Source organism: Enterococcus sp. AZ149 (genome assembly GCF_051714285.1).
In the GTDB taxonomy this organism is placed as follows: Bacteria; Bacillota; Bacilli; order Lactobacillales; family Enterococcaceae; genus Enterococcus_D; species Enterococcus_D entomosocium.
This window is the reverse complement of the sequence record NZ_JBIORO010000001.1, coordinates 1477999-1496719: the sequence shown is the minus strand read 5'-3', so window position 1 is coordinate 1496719 and position 18721 is coordinate 1477999. Positions and strand designations below refer to the sequence as shown.

The 18721-nt window shown below is 43.0% G+C and carries 13 protein-coding genes, 1 riboswitch and 1 other annotated feature; all 13 genes read right to left on the bottom strand.

Annotated elements, in window-relative coordinates; genetic code table 11:
• Positions 1 to 25: 25 nt before the first annotated feature.
• Positions 26 to 1297 carry an O-acetylhomoserine aminocarboxypropyltransferase/cysteine synthase family protein gene (locus IGI94_RS06985; RefSeq protein WP_429967154.1) on the bottom strand — a complete coding sequence of 424 codons (1272 nt, stop codon included), beginning with the start codon at positions 1295 to 1297 and terminating at the stop codon, positions 26 to 28.
• Between the two features lie 50 nt (positions 1298 to 1347).
• Positions 1348 to 1601 (bottom strand) — a binding site (T-box leader).
• Positions 1602 to 1711: 110 nt separating this feature from the next.
• The gene (gene lpdA, locus IGI94_RS06980) at positions 1712 to 3118 is read right to left on the bottom strand and encodes a dihydrolipoyl dehydrogenase (protein ID WP_087664207.1); all 1407 of its coding nucleotides are present in this window, start codon (positions 3116 to 3118) and stop codon (positions 1712 to 1714) included.
• 7 nt (positions 3119 to 3125) lie between these two features.
• A complete protein-coding gene (locus IGI94_RS06975; RefSeq protein ID WP_005236379.1) occupies positions 3126 to 4772 on the bottom strand; it encodes a dihydrolipoyllysine-residue acetyltransferase in 1647 nt (548 codons plus the stop codon).
• A 25-nt stretch (positions 4773 to 4797) separates the two neighbouring features.
• A complete protein-coding gene (locus tag IGI94_RS06970) occupies positions 4798 to 5775 on the bottom strand; it encodes an alpha-ketoacid dehydrogenase subunit beta (RefSeq protein ID WP_005230047.1) in 978 nt (325 codons plus the stop codon).
• Positions 5776 to 5777: 2 nt separating this feature from the next.
• Positions 5778 to 6887 carry a pyruvate dehydrogenase (acetyl-transferring) E1 component subunit alpha gene (gene pdhA / locus IGI94_RS06965; RefSeq protein WP_005231936.1) on the bottom strand — a complete coding sequence of 370 codons (1110 nt, stop codon included), beginning with the start codon at positions 6885 to 6887 and terminating at the stop codon, positions 5778 to 5780.
• Positions 6888 to 7321: 434 nt separating this feature from the next.
• Positions 7322 to 9913, bottom strand: a complete 2592-nt coding sequence (mgtA, locus tag IGI94_RS06960) for a magnesium-translocating P-type ATPase (protein WP_005236382.1) — start codon at positions 9911 to 9913, stop codon at positions 7322 to 7324.
• Between the two features lie 187 nt (positions 9914 to 10100).
• Positions 10101 to 10272: riboswitch (M-box (ykoK) riboswitch) on the bottom strand.
• Between the two features lie 398 nt (positions 10273 to 10670).
• Positions 10671 to 11771 carry a non-hydrolyzing UDP-N-acetylglucosamine 2-epimerase gene (wecB, locus tag IGI94_RS06955; protein WP_438899585.1) on the bottom strand — a complete coding sequence of 367 codons (1101 nt, stop codon included), beginning with the start codon at positions 11769 to 11771 and terminating at the stop codon, positions 10671 to 10673.
• Positions 11772 to 11892: 121 nt separating this feature from the next.
• A complete protein-coding gene (gene guaC, locus IGI94_RS06950; RefSeq protein ID WP_080555199.1) occupies positions 11893 to 12870 on the bottom strand; it encodes a GMP reductase in 978 nt (325 codons plus the stop codon).
• 210 nt (positions 12871 to 13080) lie between these two features.
• Entirely contained in the window at positions 13081 to 13995 is a 915-nt protein-coding gene (locus IGI94_RS06945) for an aldo/keto reductase (protein WP_438899584.1), read from the bottom strand.
• A 168-nt stretch (positions 13996 to 14163) separates the two neighbouring features.
• A complete protein-coding gene (purD, locus tag IGI94_RS06940; RefSeq protein WP_086317295.1) occupies positions 14164 to 15450 on the bottom strand; it encodes a phosphoribosylamine--glycine ligase in 1287 nt (428 codons plus the stop codon).
• A gap of 16 nt (positions 15451 to 15466) precedes the next feature.
• Entirely contained in the window at positions 15467 to 17002 is a 1536-nt protein-coding gene (gene purH / locus IGI94_RS06935; RefSeq protein WP_008381459.1) for a bifunctional phosphoribosylaminoimidazolecarboxamide formyltransferase/IMP cyclohydrolase, read from the bottom strand.
• The gene (gene purN, locus IGI94_RS06930; RefSeq protein WP_008381461.1) at positions 16995 to 17579 is read right to left on the bottom strand and encodes a phosphoribosylglycinamide formyltransferase; all 585 of its coding nucleotides are present in this window, start codon (positions 17577 to 17579) and stop codon (positions 16995 to 16997) included. Before purN ends, purH begins: the two co-directional genes overlap by 8 nt.
• On the bottom strand, positions 17576 to 18622 hold the full coding sequence (gene purM / locus IGI94_RS06925) for a phosphoribosylformylglycinamidine cyclo-ligase (protein ID WP_438899583.1): 1047 nt from the start codon (positions 18620 to 18622) through the stop codon (positions 17576 to 17578). Before purM ends, purN begins: the two co-directional genes overlap by 4 nt.
• Between the last annotated feature and the right edge of the window lie 99 nt (positions 18623 to 18721).

The following is an 18721-nucleotide window of genomic DNA, read 5'->3' as shown; positions in this document are numbered from 1 at the left end:
GCGCTTTTCCTACTGCTTCAACTATTTAGAGCTGTTGGAAGGCTTGCGTGAGATCTTCCAATAGATCGTCGATGTTTTCCAATCCAATGGATAAGCGAATCGTCTCTGGACGAATTTTGGCTGCTGCAAGTTCTTCTACGCTAAGCTGAGAATGGGTCGTCGAAGCTGGATGGATGATCAAGGACTTTGCATCGCCAACGTTCGCCAGTAGCGAGAAGAGCTTAGTTGCGCCACAAAAGGTTTTGCTTGCTTCTGCCCCACTTTTTAATCCGAAGGAAAAGACCGAACTGGTCCCTTTGGGGAAATACTCCTGCGCCCGCTTAAAATAAGGACTGTCCGGCAGGGTTGGGAAATGAACCCAAGAAACTTCCGGGTGCTTGGCTAAAAATTCAGCAACTTGTTGCGCATTTTCTACATGACGTTCCATCCGCAACGAGAGGGTCTCGATGCCTAAAAGCAACACCCATGAATTGAAGGGAGAAATCGCAGCACCTGTATCCCGTAAAAGAATCGTTCGGGCCCGAGTGATATAGGCAGCGTTACCAGCGGCTTCTACCCATGAGATTCCATGGTAACTATGATCGGGATCGACCAGCTTGGGAAATTTGCCGTTTGTCCAATCAAAGTTGCCACTATCAATAATAGCCCCTCCTAAAGCAGCCCCGTGACCACCGAGGTATTTTGTCGTGGAATAAACGATGATGTCCGCCCCGTGCTCAAACCCTCGAAACAGATAGGGAGTCGCAAAGGTGTTGTCAATGATGAGGGGAATCCCGGCTTCATGAGCAATCGCTGCAATCTTTTTAAAGTCGGCAATATCAATATCTGGATTGCCTAAAGACTCTAGAAAAACTGCTTTGGTATTTTCTTGGATGGCTGCTTTTAGTGCTGGTAGATCTTCACTATCGACAAAGCTTGTGGTGATGCCAAAATCTGGCAATGTATGGGCGAACAAATTATAGGTACCGCCATAAATTGAAGCAGCAGAAACGATATGATCTCCTGCTTGCGCGAGATTTAAAATTGCATAGGTGATCGCCGCTGAGCCAGAAGCCGTAGCTAACGCACCGATACCACCTTCTAATAGGGCTAATCGCTCTTCTAGAACCGCGGTCGTCGGATTGGTAATACGGGTATAGATATTGCCGCTCTCACTAAGACTAAATCTCGCTGCCGCTTGGTCAGCATCATCAAACACATAGGATGTGGTTTGATAAATGGGTACGGCGCGACTTCCTGTGGTAGGATCTGGTATTTGTCCTCCGTGTAATTGAATCGTCTCAAATCTTTCTGTCATACTATTCCTCCTTAATAATGCAAATAAAAAAGCCCTCTGATATCGAGATATCAAAGGACGTGTTTACGTGTTACCACCTTTATTCAAGCAGACTTTCCAGCATGCTTCTCAGCAAGTACGCGACAAATAAACGGCGTTATACTCTGACGCGATAGCGGGCGCACCCGGATCTCCTTATCTTTCGTACAAGTTCAGAAGATCACCTTAGAGGCCATTTTCGATTGATCCTACAAGTTCTTCTTGCACCTTACGAAGACTCTCTAGGCTTGCCAAATCAATTTACTTTCCTCATCAACGGTTGAAATATTAAGAGCATCGTATCATTTCCAGAAGATTCTGTCAATAGCATAGGATCGCTTTATTTCTGGTGATAAAAAAACTCGTTCACCAAATGATGAACGAGTTTCACAAAGCTTAAATGTGGATTGGTAATCCTAGAGCTAACTCAGCAGCATCCATTGTGATCTCACCTAGAGATGGATGTGGATGGATCGTTAACGCGATATCTTCTGCGTTCATGCCAGATTCAATAGCAAGAGCAAGTTCTGAAACCATATCGCTTGCTCCTAGACCAGCAATTTGCGCACCGATGATCACATTGTCTTCAACCGTTGTTACTAAGCGGATGAATCCTTCAGTTTTTCCTAGAGATAACGCACGACCGTTACCTGAGAATGGGAATTTGAATGCTTTTGCTTCAATTCCAGCATCTTTGGCATCTTTGATCGTCATACCGACAGAAGCCAATTCTGGGTCAGTAAAGGCAACTGCTGGCATTGCTTTGTAATCAACGGCAACTTTTTTACCAGAGATTGCTTCAGCAGCGATTTTTGCTTCGTAGCTAGCTTTATGTGCTAATGCAGCACCAGGTACGATATCACCAATTGCGTAGATGTTTGATACGTTGGTACGGCCTTGTTTGTCAACCGTGATCAATCCGCGTTCGCCTACTTCAACACCTGCTTGTTCTAAGCCCATGTCATCAGTATTTGGACGACGACCAACAGTAACCATCACGTAATCAGCAGTAACTGATTCTTCTTTACCATCTACGGCATATTTGACAGTTACGCTATCGCCATTGTCAATTGCTTCTTTCGCCATTGCGTTGGTAACGACTGTTACACCTTTTTTCGCAAAGTCTTCTTCAACCAATTTGACCATGTCTTTTTCATAGGTTGGCAAGATTTGAGGAGAGCCTTCAAGGATCGTTACATCTGCCCCTAGGTTTGCATAAGCTGCACCTAGTTCAGAACCGATGACACCGCCACCGATAACAACGAATTTTTTAGGAACTTCTTTTAATGCCAATCCGCCAGTTGAATCAAGAACACGTCCGCCGAATTTGAAACCAGGGATTTCAATTGGGCGAGAACCTGTTGCGATGATTGCATTGTTGAAAGAGTATGTTTGTGCTGAATCTGGGTGGATGACACGCAATGTGTGATCATCAACGAAGAAAGCTTCTCCTTCAATCGTTTCTACTTTGTGTTTTTTCAATAGGAAACCAACACCTGAAGTTAACGTTTTAACGACTTTGTTGTCTTTCCATTCTTGTGTTTTGGTAAAATCAAGGGAAACATTTTCACTTGTTACACCAAACATTGTTGAATCCAAAGATTCTTGATAATGATGACCTGCAGCGATCAAGGCTTTTGAAGGGATACAACCAACGTTCAAACAAACGCCGCCGATGTATTCTCTTTCAATGATTGCTACTTTTTGTCCCATTTCAGCAGCGCGGATGGCAGCTACATAGCCGCCAGGTCCCGCACCGATTACAACTGTATCTAATTCAACAGCAAAATCTCCAACTACCATTTGTTAATCATCCTTCCATCATTAATAGCTCTGGATCAGCTAATAGACGTTTGATATTATTCATTGCTTGTTGCGCTGTTGCGCCATCAACGATACGGTGGTCGAAGCTTAATGAAAGTTTCATCACACGTCCGACAACGATTTCGCCTTCAGCGTTTACGATTGGTTGTTGCGCGATTGTACCTACACCCAAAATAGCTACTTCAGGGTAGTTGATTACTGGAGTGAACCAGCCGCCACCAACTGAACCGATGTTACTGATTGTGATGGTACCATTACGCATATCATCTGCAGCCAATTTGCCGTCATGAGCAAGTTTTGCTTTTTCGTTGATTTCATCAGCGATAGCAAACATGCCTTTACGATCTGCATCTTTTACGTTTGGTACATACAACCCATGGTCAGTATCTGTTGCGATACCGATGTTGTAATAGTTTTTGTATACGATCTCTTGTTTTGCATCATCGATCGACGCATTCAAGATAGGGAATTTTTTCACTGTTGCAGTCAATGCTTTTACAACATATGGTAAGAAAGTAAGTTTTGTGCCGTTTGCAGCAGCAACTTCTTTGAATTTCTTACGATTATCCCATAGGTTTGTTACTTCAACTTCATCATGCAAGGTTACATGAGGTGCTGTTTGTTTGCTGTTTACCATCGCTTTAGCGATTGCTTTACGTGTAGGTGTTAAGGCAACACGTTCTTCTAAATCACCTAAGTTTGATTTGAAGGCTTTTGCTGGAGCTGCTGGTTTGCTTTCAGTTGCTGCAGCTTTTGTTTCTTCTTTCGCAGGAGCTTGAGTTTCAGCTTTTGCAGCTTGTCCGCCACCTGATAGGAAGTTTTCGATGTCTTCTTTTGTTACACGTCCGCCTTTACCTGTTGCTGATACTTGGGAAATATCCACATCTTTTTCGCGAGCGAATTGACGGACAGAAGGCATAGCCAAGACACGTTTGTTAGGATCTGCTGCTTCAACAACACTTGCTGAACCAGAAGTTTCCACTTTTTCTTTTGGTGCTTCTGCAGGTGCGCTGGATGAAGCAGGCGCACTGTTGTGACCAGGTGCGTCGATTTCAACTAAAACATCACCAACATTTGCAACTGTTCCTTCAGCAACAACGATGTTTTTCACTGTTCCTGTTACTGGAGATGGGATTTCTTCGACTGATTTGTCGTTTTGAACTTCAAGCAACGTATCGTCTTCATTGATGGTATCTCCTGCTTTAACGAACCATTTTACGATTTCGCCTTCTGCAATTCCTTCACCGATATCTGGTAATTTGAATTGGAAAACGCCTGCGCCTTCAGAAGAACCAGCTGATGCTTCAGCCGTTTCCGTTGTAGGTTCTGCTGCTGGTTTTGCTGGTGTTTGAGACTCTGCTGCTACACCTGCATCGCCTTCGTTGTCTTCATGTCCTGGTGCATCGATCTCAACAAGGACATCTCCAACGTTTGCGACTGTACCTTCAGGGACAACGATGTTTTTCACTGTTCCTGTTACTGGAGATGGAATTTCTTCCACTGATTTATCATTTTGAACTTCTAGTAAGGTATCATCTTCATTGATGGTATCCCCTGCTTTGACGAACCATTTTACGATTTCGCCTTCTGCAATTCCTTCACCGATATCCGGTAATTTAAATTGAAATGCCATTTTCTATTCTTCCCTTCTTCAACTATTAAAAGTTCACGATTTCTTTCACTTTGTCTTCGATGTCTTTTGCATTTGGCAACCAAATGTTTTCAGCTTGACCGAATGGGAAGATCGTATCTGGTGCAGACACGCGTCCGATTGGAGCTTCTAGTGATAGAACCGCACGTTCAGAAATTTCAGAAACGACTTGAGCGCCAACACCTGCTTGTTTTTGTGCTTCTTGAACGACAACCACACGACCAGTTTTTTCAACTGATTTGATGATCGTTTCAACATCAAGAGGAGCAACTGTACGCAAGTCGATAATTTCAGCGTTGATGTTTTCTTTCGCTAAGTTGTCAGCAGCTTTGATTGCTTCACGAACCATTGCACCATAAGTGATGATTGAAACATCAGAACCTTCACGAGTTACTGCTGCTTTGTCTAAAGGAACTTCGTATGCTTCTTCTGGCACTTCTTCACGGAATGAACGGTAAAGTTTCATGTGCTCTAAGAAAACAACTGGGTCATTGCTGCGGATAGAAGCAATCAATAATCCTTTTGCATCATATGGGTTTGATGGAATAACGACACGGATACCAGGTGATTGAGCGATCAATCCTTCCAAGTTATCTGAGTGCAATTCTGGTGTGTGCACACCGCCACCAAATGGTGAACGAATAGTGATTGGTAAATTACGTGTACCACCCATACGGTAACGAGTACGCGCCATTTGACCAACGATTTCGTCAAATGTTTCAAATACGAAACCAAAGAATTGGATTTCTGGAACTGGACGGAAACCTTCTAATGCTAAACCGAAAGCCAAGCCGCCGATACCAGATTCAGCAAGAGGGGTATCGAAGACACGATCTTCGCCGAATTTTTCTTGTAAACCTTCTGTTGCACGGAAAACCCCGCCGTTTTTACCGACATCTTCACCAAAGACTAAAATCTCTTTGTCATTTTCCATTTCAACAGCTAAGGCATCTGTAATTGCTTGAATCATTGTTTTTTGTGCCATGACTATTTCGACTCCTTCGCTTCGTAAGTTGCAATTTGTTCTTTAATGTTTTGTGGTTGTACTTCAAACATGTTTTTCAAGAAATCTGAAACTTTTTGTTTTGGCACGCGGTCCGCTTCAGCGATCGCTGCTTTGATTTCTTCTTTTGTTTGTTCAATGACTTGTTCTTCTTTTTCTTCAGACCAAAGTCCTTTTTCAGTTAGGTAAGTACGGAAACGTACCAATGGATCTTTTTGTTGCCATTCGCTGTCCATGTCTTTTGAACGGTAACGGGTTGGATCATCACCAGACAATGTATGTGGACCGTAACGGTAAGTCAAGGTTTCAATCAATACAGGACCGTTGCCGTTTGCTGCCCATTCACGAGCTGCTTTAGAAACATAGTACACTGCCAATGGATCCATACCGTCAACTTGGATACCAGGGATCCCAGCTGCTGCAGCTTTTTGTGCCAATGTTGGTGCCGCACTTTGTACTTCACGAGGTGTAGAGATCGCAAAACCATTGTTTTGGATATAGAATACAGCGTTTGCATGGTAAGCCCCTGCAAAGTTGATTGCTTCATAGAAGTCCCCTTGTGAAGAACCGCCATCACCTGTATAAGTGAATACAACATTTTTCTTGTTGCGTTTTTTCAATCCTAAAGCAACGCCGGCTGCTTGGACGTATTGTGCACCAATAATGATTTGTGGTGGCAATGCTTTTAAATCTTCTGGATAAAGGTTCCCAGCAACGTGGCCACGTGACCATAAGAAAGCTTCTTTCAATGGCAGACCGTGTTGGATCAATTGTGGTACATCACGGTAACCAGGTAATAAAACGTCTTCTTTTTCAAAAGCAAATTGACTTGCTAATTGGCTTGCTTCTTGTCCAGCAGTTGGCGCGAAGAAACCTAGACGACCTTGACGGTTTAACGCAGTTGAGCGTTGGTCTAATACACGAGACCATACCATACGAGTCATCAATTCAACTAATTCGTCGTCACTTAAATCTGGTACTAACTCTTGATTTACAATTTTCCCGTCTTTGTCCAAAGCTTGGTAAGTTGGAAAATCCGCATTGACTTGCTCCAAAATCGCTTGGAAATCAAGTGCTTTTTGTTTTTTTGCCATCTTGACACACTTTCCTCTCTGATATAAAAATTCACTTTCGTATGTAACAGGGTTTAAATCTGTACTATCGAAATTTCATTTACTCTTATAAATTATCATTTAACTTCGAAAATGACAAGTGAAAAGGGTATTTTTTTTAATAAAAGAATTCCCACTGTAGCAACTCTTAAGAAAACATTAGTGAAATTAATCACATTAAAGCAATCGCTTTCTTCAATTTTTTCTTTTCAGATTCTTTTTTTTATTTAAGAATAGTACAGCATCCACCATTCCGCTAAACAGATTTATCATTAACCTCCTTTTATCACTTGTGAAGGATTCGACTTGAATCAAAGAGAAATTTCTTAATATGAGAAAAAAATAATACAGAGAACGGATAAAAAGAAACAGATCGGCGATTCTCCCCCTGTTAGGAAGAACGCCGACCTGTTTTTTTAAATCCATTCTCTCGTGACATGAATGTAAATGCGTTTCGCAAACTCAACTGTTACTAAATAAGCTAGATTGATACCGACATACCATGGCCAGTAACTTGATGGCAGTGCTGCAAAATCAAAGACGGTATGCAATGGCGTCAAGATGACCAAGAAGCCAACTGCAATCGCTAGAACACTTGAAATCAAAACTGCAGGTGATGCGATACTTTTGATAAATGGTAATTTTCTCGTTCTGATCATGTGAACGACTAAGGTTTGTGTCGTCAAGCCAATCATAAACCATCCTGCTTGGAACAAGGCTTGCTCTTGGATGGTATTTGCACTAAAGACATGCCACATCATAAAGAAAGTCAAAATATCGAAGATGCTGCTGACAGGTCCAATGCCGACGGTAAACTTCAATAGTCCACCCACTTGCCATTTAACTGGTTTTTCTAACTCTTCTTTATCTACGTTGTCCCATGGGATCGTCAATTGGGCCATATCGTACACCAAGTTTTGAACCAACAGTTGAATGGACAACATTGGTAAGAAAGGTAAAAAGGCACTAGCAACTAAGATCGAGAACACATTCCCGAAATTCGAACTCAAAGTCATTTTGATGTACTTCATCATATTGGTAAATACTTTGCGGCCTTCGATGACCCCTTTATCAAGGACATTCAAACTTTTTTCTAATAAAATGATCGAGCTGGCATCTTTGGTGATATCTGCTGCGGTATCAACCGAGATACCAACATCTGCCGTACGTAAAGCAGGCGCGTCGTTGATGCCATCTCCCATAAAGCCGACCGTATGGCCTGCCGCTTGAATGGTTTCAATGATTCGGGATTTTTGCATTGGATTTAATTTTGCAAACAGATTAGTTTTTGCAGCTTTCTCTGCTAACTCTTCATCTGACAGATGATCTATATCGGTTCCTAACAAATATTCATCTGCATCAATACCAACATCTCGACAAACTTTTTGTGCAACGATCGCATTATCTCCCGTTAACACTTTGACATTGATGCCATGACCGTGTAAAGAAGCAATCGCTGTTTTTGCTGTTTCTTTTGCTGGATCTAAGAAGCCCATAAAGCCAATCATGATCATATCTTGTTCATCTTCTACAGAATAAACGGCATCTGCGTGGGCATCTCGTTTTACAGCAACAGTCAATACGCGCATTCCTTGTTTGTTCAAGCGCAAATTCACTTGACGCAATTGTTTTCTCAATTGAGGAGTCAATTCCATCACTTTGCCATCAACTTCTACGTACTTGCAGACTTGTTCCATTTCCTCGGCGGCACCTTTAGTGACCATCAGTTGATGACCATCTGCATTGACAACAACCGTCAAGCGGCGACGTGAGAAGTCAAACGGAATCTCATCGATTTTTGTCACATCGTTAAATGGCGCTGCCAAGCCTTCTTCTTCATAGTAGTTTAAGACAGCAATATCCATCAGGTTTTTCCACCCTGTTTGATAGTAAGAATTTAAATACGTCATATCAAGGACTTGTTTATCTTCTACGCCAAATGGGTTTAAATGCTGTACCAGTACAACACGATCTTCGGTGATCGTACCCGTTTTATCGGTACATAGTACATCCATTGCACCTAAGTTTTGAATCGAAGGCAATTCTTTGACGATCACTTTTTCTTTTGATAAAGAGATCGCCCCTTTGGCTAAGTTACTGGTGACGATCATTGGTAGCATTTCTGGCGTCAAACCAACTGCTACTGCAATCGCGAAGAACAACGCTTCGCCCCAATCACCCTTGGTCAAACCATTGATCAGTAAAACGATTGGGAAAAGAACCATGACCATTCGCAACAATAGCTTGCTGACTTTTGTTAAGCCATCTTCAAAGGTTGTTTTACCCCGTTTCGTCGTCGCATTTTTGGCAATATCACCGAAGAAAGTACTTTGACCGGTTTTCAAAATAATGGCTTTTCCTTGACCACTTAAGACATCGGTACCCATGAAAACAAGATCTTGCATATCTAGTGCAGAAATTTGTTCATCGCTTTCTTTGATCCCAGCATCGACAAATTTTTCAACTGGCATTGATTCGCCTGTTAATGAAGATTGATTGATAAATAAATCTTTGGTCCAAATCAAGATCGCATCCGCAGGAATCATATCGCCGGTTGCTAAGGTGACGATGTCTCCTGGAACGACTTCATCCATTGGAATTTCTCTCGTGATTCCATCTCGAGTGACGGAACAAGTATTTTCAATAAGTTCTTTTAACGCTAAGCTTGCTTTTTGGGAACGGTATTCTTGGACGAAAGTAATCATGACACTGGCTAAAATCATGATTCCCATCACGATCACTGCTTCAATATCGCCTGTTACAAAAGAAATAACCATTAATAATGCCAAAACTAACACAAAAGGATCTTTGAAAGCACCTAGGATCATCAACCAAGCAGGTGTTGGTTTTTGCGCATCCACTTTGTTTGGACCGTACTCTGCCAAACGTTCTGCAGCATCTTCTTCCGATAGCCCTTGGAAGGATGTCCGCATTTCCATCAGCAGTTCTCTTTCGGTCAATTTTGCCAGTAATTTTAGTTCTTGATCTTTCGATAGTTTTTTTAACATCTTTTTTTCCTCCTAGCACTTAGGAGTTGCTTACGCCACCCCTAGCGATTCGATAATTACTCCGCTGTTTCATCTGGGGACTGGGGTATTCCATGTGAATCTTCCTTTCTTTTTATTAGGTAAGTCACTGTGGAACATGCGTAAAAGACACAAAAAAACGCACGCTCCCAATAAGCATGCGTAAAAAACTCATGATCATTGTAGAGCTTTAGCACTATAGGGCGTAGATAGCAAATCTGCTATCAGCTACTTTGGGTTTAACCTTCACGATTAGACCTGTCCTACCAACTAAGTATCTCTCGATACTTTTGCGGCAGCAGCTTGTGTCCATATAGGAGCCTCACCTAACAATTATTTGTATAAAATGTCAGTTCGCCGGAAGTCTATCTTCCAACTACCCACATAATAACTGCTATCCTAGCCAATGTCAACCGCAACAATGGAAAAAAGCACCCTTTTTTCATAGATTTTCGTTGGTTTTCAAATGAAAGGTCTTACAATAAAATAACAACGTTAAAGAACTGGTGTGATTTTATATGTGACAAAACTTTTTTTACACGAACAGATAGAGAGAAATCCTCTCAGGGCAAAACCCAGAATTCATCAAGTCACTTCGGCTATCCCATTGAAGGAGAGAATGTAATAAATTTCCGAACTCGAATAAAAAATAGACAGCCATTTAAATAAACAGCTGCCTATTTCTCTTTCACATCCGATTCTGAAAAATGATTTTTTCGGTATTCTTTCGATCTAGCTCTCACGAAAAATGATCTGCTAAAATTTTCAAGATTCGCCGACTAGCTTTCCCATCGCCATAGGGATTTTCTGCATGTGCCATGGCATTGTAAGCTTCTGGATCCTCTAGTAGTCGCTTCGTTTCTTGATAAACCGCAGCTTCAGACGTACCGATCAGTTTTAACGTACCTGCAGCAATTCCTTCTGGGCGCTCTGTTGTATCTCGCAAGACCAAAACAGGAACGCCTAACGACGGTGCTTCTTCTTGGACACCACCAGAATCCGTCAAAATCAATGTGCTTTGATTGGCAACATTGTGAAAATCAATGACATCTAAAGGCTCAATCAGCGTGACATTTTCTAGTTCCCCAAGTATCTCCATAGCAATCCCTCGGACTTGAGGATTTTTATGCATAGGAAAAACCACTTTGATGGTTGGTTTCTCCTTAGCGATCTTCGCTAAAGCGCGGAAGACTTGCTTCATCGGAACACCTAAGTTCTCGCGACGGTGCATTGTCAGAAGAATCATGGTTTTATCTGCTGCAGAAAGTTCTGGATGCTGATAGTCCTCCGAGATCGTATAACGCATCGCATCAATGGCGGTATTTCCCGTTACAAAAATTGCAGCTTTATTGCGATTTTCCGCTAATAAATTTTCTTTGCTTTGGACAGTTGGCGCAAAATAAAAATCCGCTAATACATCGATCAGCTGACGATTGGCTTCCTCCGGATAAGGAGATTTTTTGTTCCATGTACGCAAACCGGCTTCCACATGCCCCACAGGAATCTGCTGATAGAAAGCTGCCGTCGCGGCTGCATAAGCTGTGGTCGTATCCCCGTGAACGAGTACGATATCAGGGGTTTCTTTTTGCAAGATAGGTTCCAGATCCAGCAAAACTTTGGTAGTGATTCCTGTCAAAGTTTGCCCTAAAGTCATAATATCCAGATCATAATCTGGTATGATTTCAAAAACCGTTAAAACTTGATCCAACATTTCTCGATGCTGCGCCGTCACCACAACGATCGATGCAAAACGCGGGTCGTTTTCCAATTCCTTTACTAGTGGCGCCATTTTGATGGCTTCCGGTCTGGTACCGAACACAGACATCACTTTGATTGTCATTTGGTCACCCGCTCCTCTACTTCTCATTGCTTCTATTATAACGAAGAAAACAGAAAAACAAAATGGTTGTTCCAACAAAAAAAGAAACGACCGCTAAAAGGCCGTTTCTTCAGTATCCAGCTTAAATAGTATCTCCATTGAAAATCGAATTTTTCACGATTACGTAATCCACTTTACGAATCGATTCTAAATCTTTTCCACCTGCATAAGAGATCGATGACTGCAAGTCTTGCTGCATTTCAACTAACGTATCTTTTAAAGAACCTTTGTATTGAATCCAAATTTTCTTTCCTTCTACGTTTTTCTTTTCACCTTTTTGAAATTCTGATGCAGAACCAAAGTATTCTTTCATTACAACGCCATTTTCTACCTTGGTTTCCCCTGGTGATTCTTCATGCCCAGCAAACAATGAACCGATCATGACCATGGTTGCACCAAAGCGGACAGATTTAGCGATATCGCCGTGTGTCCGAATGCCACCATCTGCAATGATTGGTTTGCGAGCAGCTTTGGCACACCAGCGTAATGCTGCCAATTGCCATCCGCCAGTCCCGAAACCAGTTTTGATTTTTGTGATACAAACTTTCCCTGGTCCAATACCGACTTTTGTTGCATCTGCGCCAGCGTTTTCCAATTCACGAACTGCTTCTGGCGTTCCAACATTTCCAGCGATCACAAACGTTGCTGGTAAATGCTTCTTGATGTGTTGAATCATATTGATCACGGCGTTTGAGTGACCATGGGCAATATCGATCGTTATAAAATCAGGAACAAGCTCTTTCTCAGCTAGTTCTTCTACAAAGGCATATTCATTTTCTTTGACACCCACGCTGATTGAACTAATCAAACCGCGGCTTTTCATTTTTTTGATGAATGGAATCCGTGCTTCTTCATCAAAGCGGTGCATAATATAAAAATAGCCATTTTCAGCTAAAAATTCTGCGATTGAATCATCAATAATTGTTTGCATATTTGCAGGAACAACAGGCATTTTAAACGAGTGTCCGCCTAATGTCACCGTGGTATCACATTCTGAACGGCTGTTCACGATACACTTGTTAGGAATCAGTTGTATATCTTCGTAATCAAAAACTTTCATGTCAAACATAAAAATATCCTCCAAATCTTACTAAGAGTGAAGCAAGCATCAAATGGCAGCAGCCTATTTTTAACGCCCACAACAATTTAAACCACCTGGAAATGAAATACAAGCTTTTTAGAAATACTTTTTGAAAAAAAAGGATGAATGTTCGTCTTTCGCGAACATTCATCCTTATAACAACTGAATAAAACGGAATTTACGTATAAATTAAGGTAAGATGTTCCCTGCTGCTTTATACACTTCATACCATTCATGGCGGGTCAATACGATCGAAGATGCTTGCGCGATTTCTTCGATCCGATGTGGGGTCATCGTTCCAGCAATCACTTGCATGTTTGCAGGGTGACGTAAGATCCACGCAGAAGCAATACCTGTCGGTGTCGTTTGATACTTGTCCGCTAGTTCGGTCAATTTTTCGTTCAACTCTGGGAATTTCTCGTTACCGATAAAGACACCTTCGAAGAAACCATATTGATACGGAGACCAAGCTTGGATCGTCATCTCATGCAAGCGAGAATATTCCAAAATTTCTCCATCATGATCGACACTACCAGCATCCGTCATGTTGACATGAATTCCTTGATCGATCATTCCTGTATGCATGATCCCGAATTGCAGTTGATTCGCTACTAAAGGTTGGGAAACATATTTTTTCAATAGCTCGATTTGACCAGGTTTTTGATTGCTGACACCGAAGTATTTCACTTTACCGTCTTTTTCTAATTGGTCAAAGGCTGCTGCCACTTCTTCTGGTTCAAACAAAGTGTCAGGGCGATGCAATAATAACGCATCTAAATGATCAGTTTTCAATCGTTGCAAACTACCTTCCACAGAAGAGATGATATGCTCTTTCGAAAAATCAAACATTTCACCTGGAACGATGCCGCATTTTGATTGAATAAACAACTCTTCTCTTTTAGCTGCCGTTTTTGCTAACGCTTCTGCAAAAATCGTTTCACATTCACCGCGACCATAAATATCCGCATGGTCAAAGAAGGTAATGTCATTTTCAATCGCAGTCGTCAAGACCTTCACAGGATCTTTGGCATTGTTGATTCGCATCAATCCTAAAATCACGCTGGATACTTCTAAATCAGTGGGACCGAATTTAATTTTTTTCACGTAAAGTTCCTCCTTATTTAAACTACATTCCTATTTTATCACAACAAGATGAAAACGCTATACCAACGTCAAAAAAACCTCCCATAAAACGAAAACCACCAGCACAACCGATTGGTTCTACTGGCAGCCCTCCTTTTTTTCAGTTTGTGTTATGCACAGAAATATTCTTTACTTCATCGCCTTTGATGAGTTGCTATATTGCAAGGCTTTATCGCCGATATCGTTTCGGTAATATAAGCCAGATAAAGACAACCTGCTGATTGCTTCATAGACGTTCTTTTGTGCAGCAGCTAAATTCTCAGCTGATGCTTCCACAAGAAAAACGCGCCCACCAGCTGCCGTCAAACCACCTTGGTCGGCAGCTTCATCCACTCCTGCATAAAAGAATTGCGTTCCTTCTCCTTCAGGGCTTGGGACAGGCATTCCTTGCTGATACTTGCCTGGATATCCTTGAGAGGCAATCACGACACCGATCGAAGCCGATTGATTCCATTGGATCGTAGGTACTTGGTCCTGTAAGAGATCATCAATGATCTGGGCTAGACTGCTTTCTAAACGACTTAACACGACTTGTGTTTCTGGATCGCCGAAACGCGCATTGAATTCGATGACTTTCGGTCCATCATTGGTAGCAATCAGACCTGCATAGAGAATCCCCGTAAACGGTGTATTGTTGCGAATCATCCCTTTTGCTGCAGGAAGTAAAACTTCTGCTACCGCTTGATCGACCATTTCTTGCGGAATCTGCGGTACCGGCGTATAAGCCCCCATACCTCCTGTATTCGGACCTAAATCGCCATCGAAGGCACGTTTATGGTCTTGGGCAATGACCATTGGATAGACGGCTTCGCCCTTCACAAATGCCAATAGCGAAAACTCCTCGCCAGCCAAAAACTCTTCGATCACCACTTTTGCACCACTTTCACCGAAAGCATTTTGCTCCAGCATCGCTTCGACTGCTGCGTTTGCTTCTTCAATGGTTTCCGCGACAACCACGCCTTTGCCCGCCGCTAAACCATCTGCTTTGATGACGATTGGCGCACCTTTACGTTGGATATAGGCTTTTGCCTGGGCACTATCTGTAAAGCTTTGATAGTCTGCTGTTGGAATGTGATTGGTTCGCATCAATTCTTTGGCAAACTCTTTTGATCCTTCAATCATCGCTGCTTGGCGATTGGGGCCAAAAATTTCCAAGCCCGCCCCCTGAAAATCATCTACGATGCCATTTAGCAACGGAACTTCCGGACCAACGAAGGTCCAATCAACCTCCTGCTCTTGAGCAAAAGCAATTAGACTTTCATGATCGGACTCTTCAATTGCGACTGTCTTGATCCCGTCTTTTCGCATACCGGGATTGCCCTTCGCACAAAAGACTGTTTCCACTTGAGGATCCTGCAGAAACTTTTTTGCGACGGCATGCTCTCTACCGCCACTACCAATAACAAGTATTTTCATCGTCTTCTCCTATTTCTTAGTGTTTAAAATGACGAACACCAGTAAAGACCATCGCCACACCGTATTTATCTGCCATGTCGATCGACTCTTGATCTTTGATACTGCCACCAGGTTGAATAATCGCTTTGATCCCTTGTTGCGCTGCATATTCAACACTGTCATCCATTGGGAAAAAGGCGTCGCTTGCCAGCACTGAACCAGCCAGTTTATTGTTTTCACGGGCTTGTTCGACGGCGATTTTCACCGAACCCACGCGGTTCATTTGACCAGCGCCGATCCCGACGGTTTGCTGTTGATTGGCTAAAACGATGGCATTAGATTTCACGTGTTTCACCGCTTTCCAAGCAAAAGCCAAAGCTGCACTTTCTTCTGTTGTTGGCTTTCTCTTTGTCACCACGGTCCAATCTTCTGGTGTTTCCATTTGATCATCTGGTTCTTGCACCAATAAGCCTCCAAGGACAGAGACAACTTCTGGCTGTTTGGCTGCTTTTTCGAAATCAACAACCAGCAGGCGCAGATTTTTTTTCTTCGTTAAGATTTCTAGTGCTTCTTCTTCAAATGCAGGTGCAATAATGATCTCAAGAAAAATCCGCTGCAGTTGCTCCGCAGTTGCCACATCAACTGGACGATTCAAAACAATGATCCCGCCAAAAATCGACACTGGGTCTGCTTCGTAAGCTTCTTGGAAAGCTTCAGCAATCGTTTCTCCACTTCCGATTCCACAGGGATTCATGTGCTTTAGGGCTACCGCAGTTGGCTCTGTAAATTCTTCTGCGATCCGCAAGGCAGCGTCAGCATCTTTAATGTTGTTGTAAGACAATTCTTTGCCGTGGATTTGTTTTGCGCTGGCAATCGAATAGGGCACGGGTAATGCATCTTGATAGAAGGAAGCTTTCTGATGACTATTTTCACCATAACGCAATGTTTGTTTCAAAACATAGGTTTTCGTCAAGGTCTCTGTTTCTGTTTCAGCCACCGCTTTGGTCAAGTATTCACCAATCAAGGCATCGTAAGCGGCGGTATGGCGGAAGACTTTGGCAGCTAATTTCTTTCTTGATGCCAACGTCGTATTGCCTTCCTTCAGCTCAGTTAAAACCCAGTCGTAATCCTCGGGATCAACGACAACAGTTACTGAGGCATGATTTTTCGCCGCAGAACGTAGCATGCTTGGTCCGCCGATGTCGATATTTTCGATTGCGTCGGCTTCTGTGACGTCAAGCTTACTGATGGTTTCTTTAAATGGATAAAGATTGACGACAACAAGGTCGATCGGTAAAATGCCATGCTCAGCCATTGCCTCCATATGAGAAGGCAGATCACGCCGTCCTAACAGACCACCATGCACCCGTGGATGTAGCGTCTTGACCCTACCATCCATCATTTCAGGAAATTCTGTGACCGATTCGATGCCGATCGGTTGAAGCCCCGCTTGTTCCAAGGCCGTTTTTGTCCCGCCAGTTGAGATAATCTCAAATCCTAAATTGGTCAATTCTTGGACAAATGGTACGAGTCCTTCTTTGTCAGACACACTGATTAATGCACGTTTATTCACGATTCGATAGCCCCTTTTCCACGATTTCAGCTAAAACAGCTGGATAGATTTGATGTTCTACTTGATGAATTTTTTCTGTCACATTTGCTAATGTATCGTCGGTGTCGATCCGAACGATTTCTTGGGCAATGATTGGCCCTGAGTCAATGCCGGCATCGACATAATGAACCGTCACTCCCGTCACTTTCACGCCGTAAGCGAAGGCATCGGCGATCCCAGATTTACCTGGGAAACTCGGCAACAAGGAGGGATGGATATTGATGACTCTGCCTTCATAAGCGGATAATAGAGTGTTGCCGATGATTCGCATATACCCTGCTAAAACAATAAAATCGATGGCATGATCCTGCAATTCTTCGATCAATTTATTTTCAAAGGCTGCTTTTGATGCAAATGCCGCTGGCTCTATGACAAGCGTTTCATAGTCTCTCGCGCGGGCTTTTTCTATTACTGGCGCTGTAGGTTTATCGGAAAAGACCAACCCGATCTGCGCTCCTTTGATTTTATTTGCTTGGATCGCATCGGCGATTGCTGTAAAATTGCTGCCCGTTCCAGAAGCAAAGACGGCGATCCTCATCGGACTGCCTCTTTGAAGCAAACGGCTTCGTTGTTACGTTTGGTCACTTTACCGATCCGGTATGCTTGTTCTTCATTGGCGGATAGAAGTGCCATCACAGCCGCAACATTTTCTGGCGCAACGGCTAAGACCATACCGATACCCATATTGAAAATCTCGAACATTTCTTGATGAGGAATCGCGCCATGAGTAGCGATCATATCAAATATTGGCAACTGCGGCCAAGTGTCTAAGGCGATTTCTGCCGCAAGTCCTTCAGGCAGCATCCGTGGAATATTTTCAACAAAGCCGCCACCTGTGATATGAGAAATTCCAGCTAACAATCCTTCTGTCAATAAAGGTTTCAGTGCATCAACGTAAATTCTCGTTGGCGTCAATAAACTTTCTGCAAGCGTTTGGTTGCCAAGTTCCGCAAACGTTTCTGCTCCTGTATAGCCATGCTGTTCAAAAAAGAGTTTTCTGACTAAAGAGTACCCATTAGAGTGAATGCCTGAAGAAGGCAAACCAATCAGCTCATCGCCCTCTTTAATGGTTTCTCCAGTGATCAACCGACTTTTTTCGACGATCCCTACGGCGAAACCAGCAAGATCATATTCTTCCGGCTGATACATCCCCGGCATTTCAGCGGTTTCTCCACCAATCAGGGCAGCCCCCGCTTGCACACAGCCCTCTGCGACACCAGCAATGATTTGTTCGATCTTTGCCGGATCGTTTTTACCAACTGCAACATAGTCAAGGAAGTAGATAGGTTCTGCCCCTTGAGCGACGATATCATTCACGCACATCGCGACGCAATCAATGCCGATCGTTGTGTGCTGTTCTTGTTGGATCGCCAACAAAAGCTTGGTTCCTACACCATCCGTCCCAGAAACGAGTACCGGTTCTTTCAATTGGTACGATGATAAGTCAAAACAGCCACCAAAGCCCCCGATTGCCCCCATCACGCCTAGCCGTTCTGTTCGTTTCACATGCTTTTTGATCCGTTCGACTACTTCATAACCGGCTTCGACATCGACACCGGCTTTTGCATATGCATTTGCCACGTTCGTTCCTCCTCAATCATTCATCCGCTTTTCTTCATTCAGCTCATTCGTCGTTAACGCAAGTAAACCAGCGGTTCTTCACTGCTTCGTTTGAAAAAC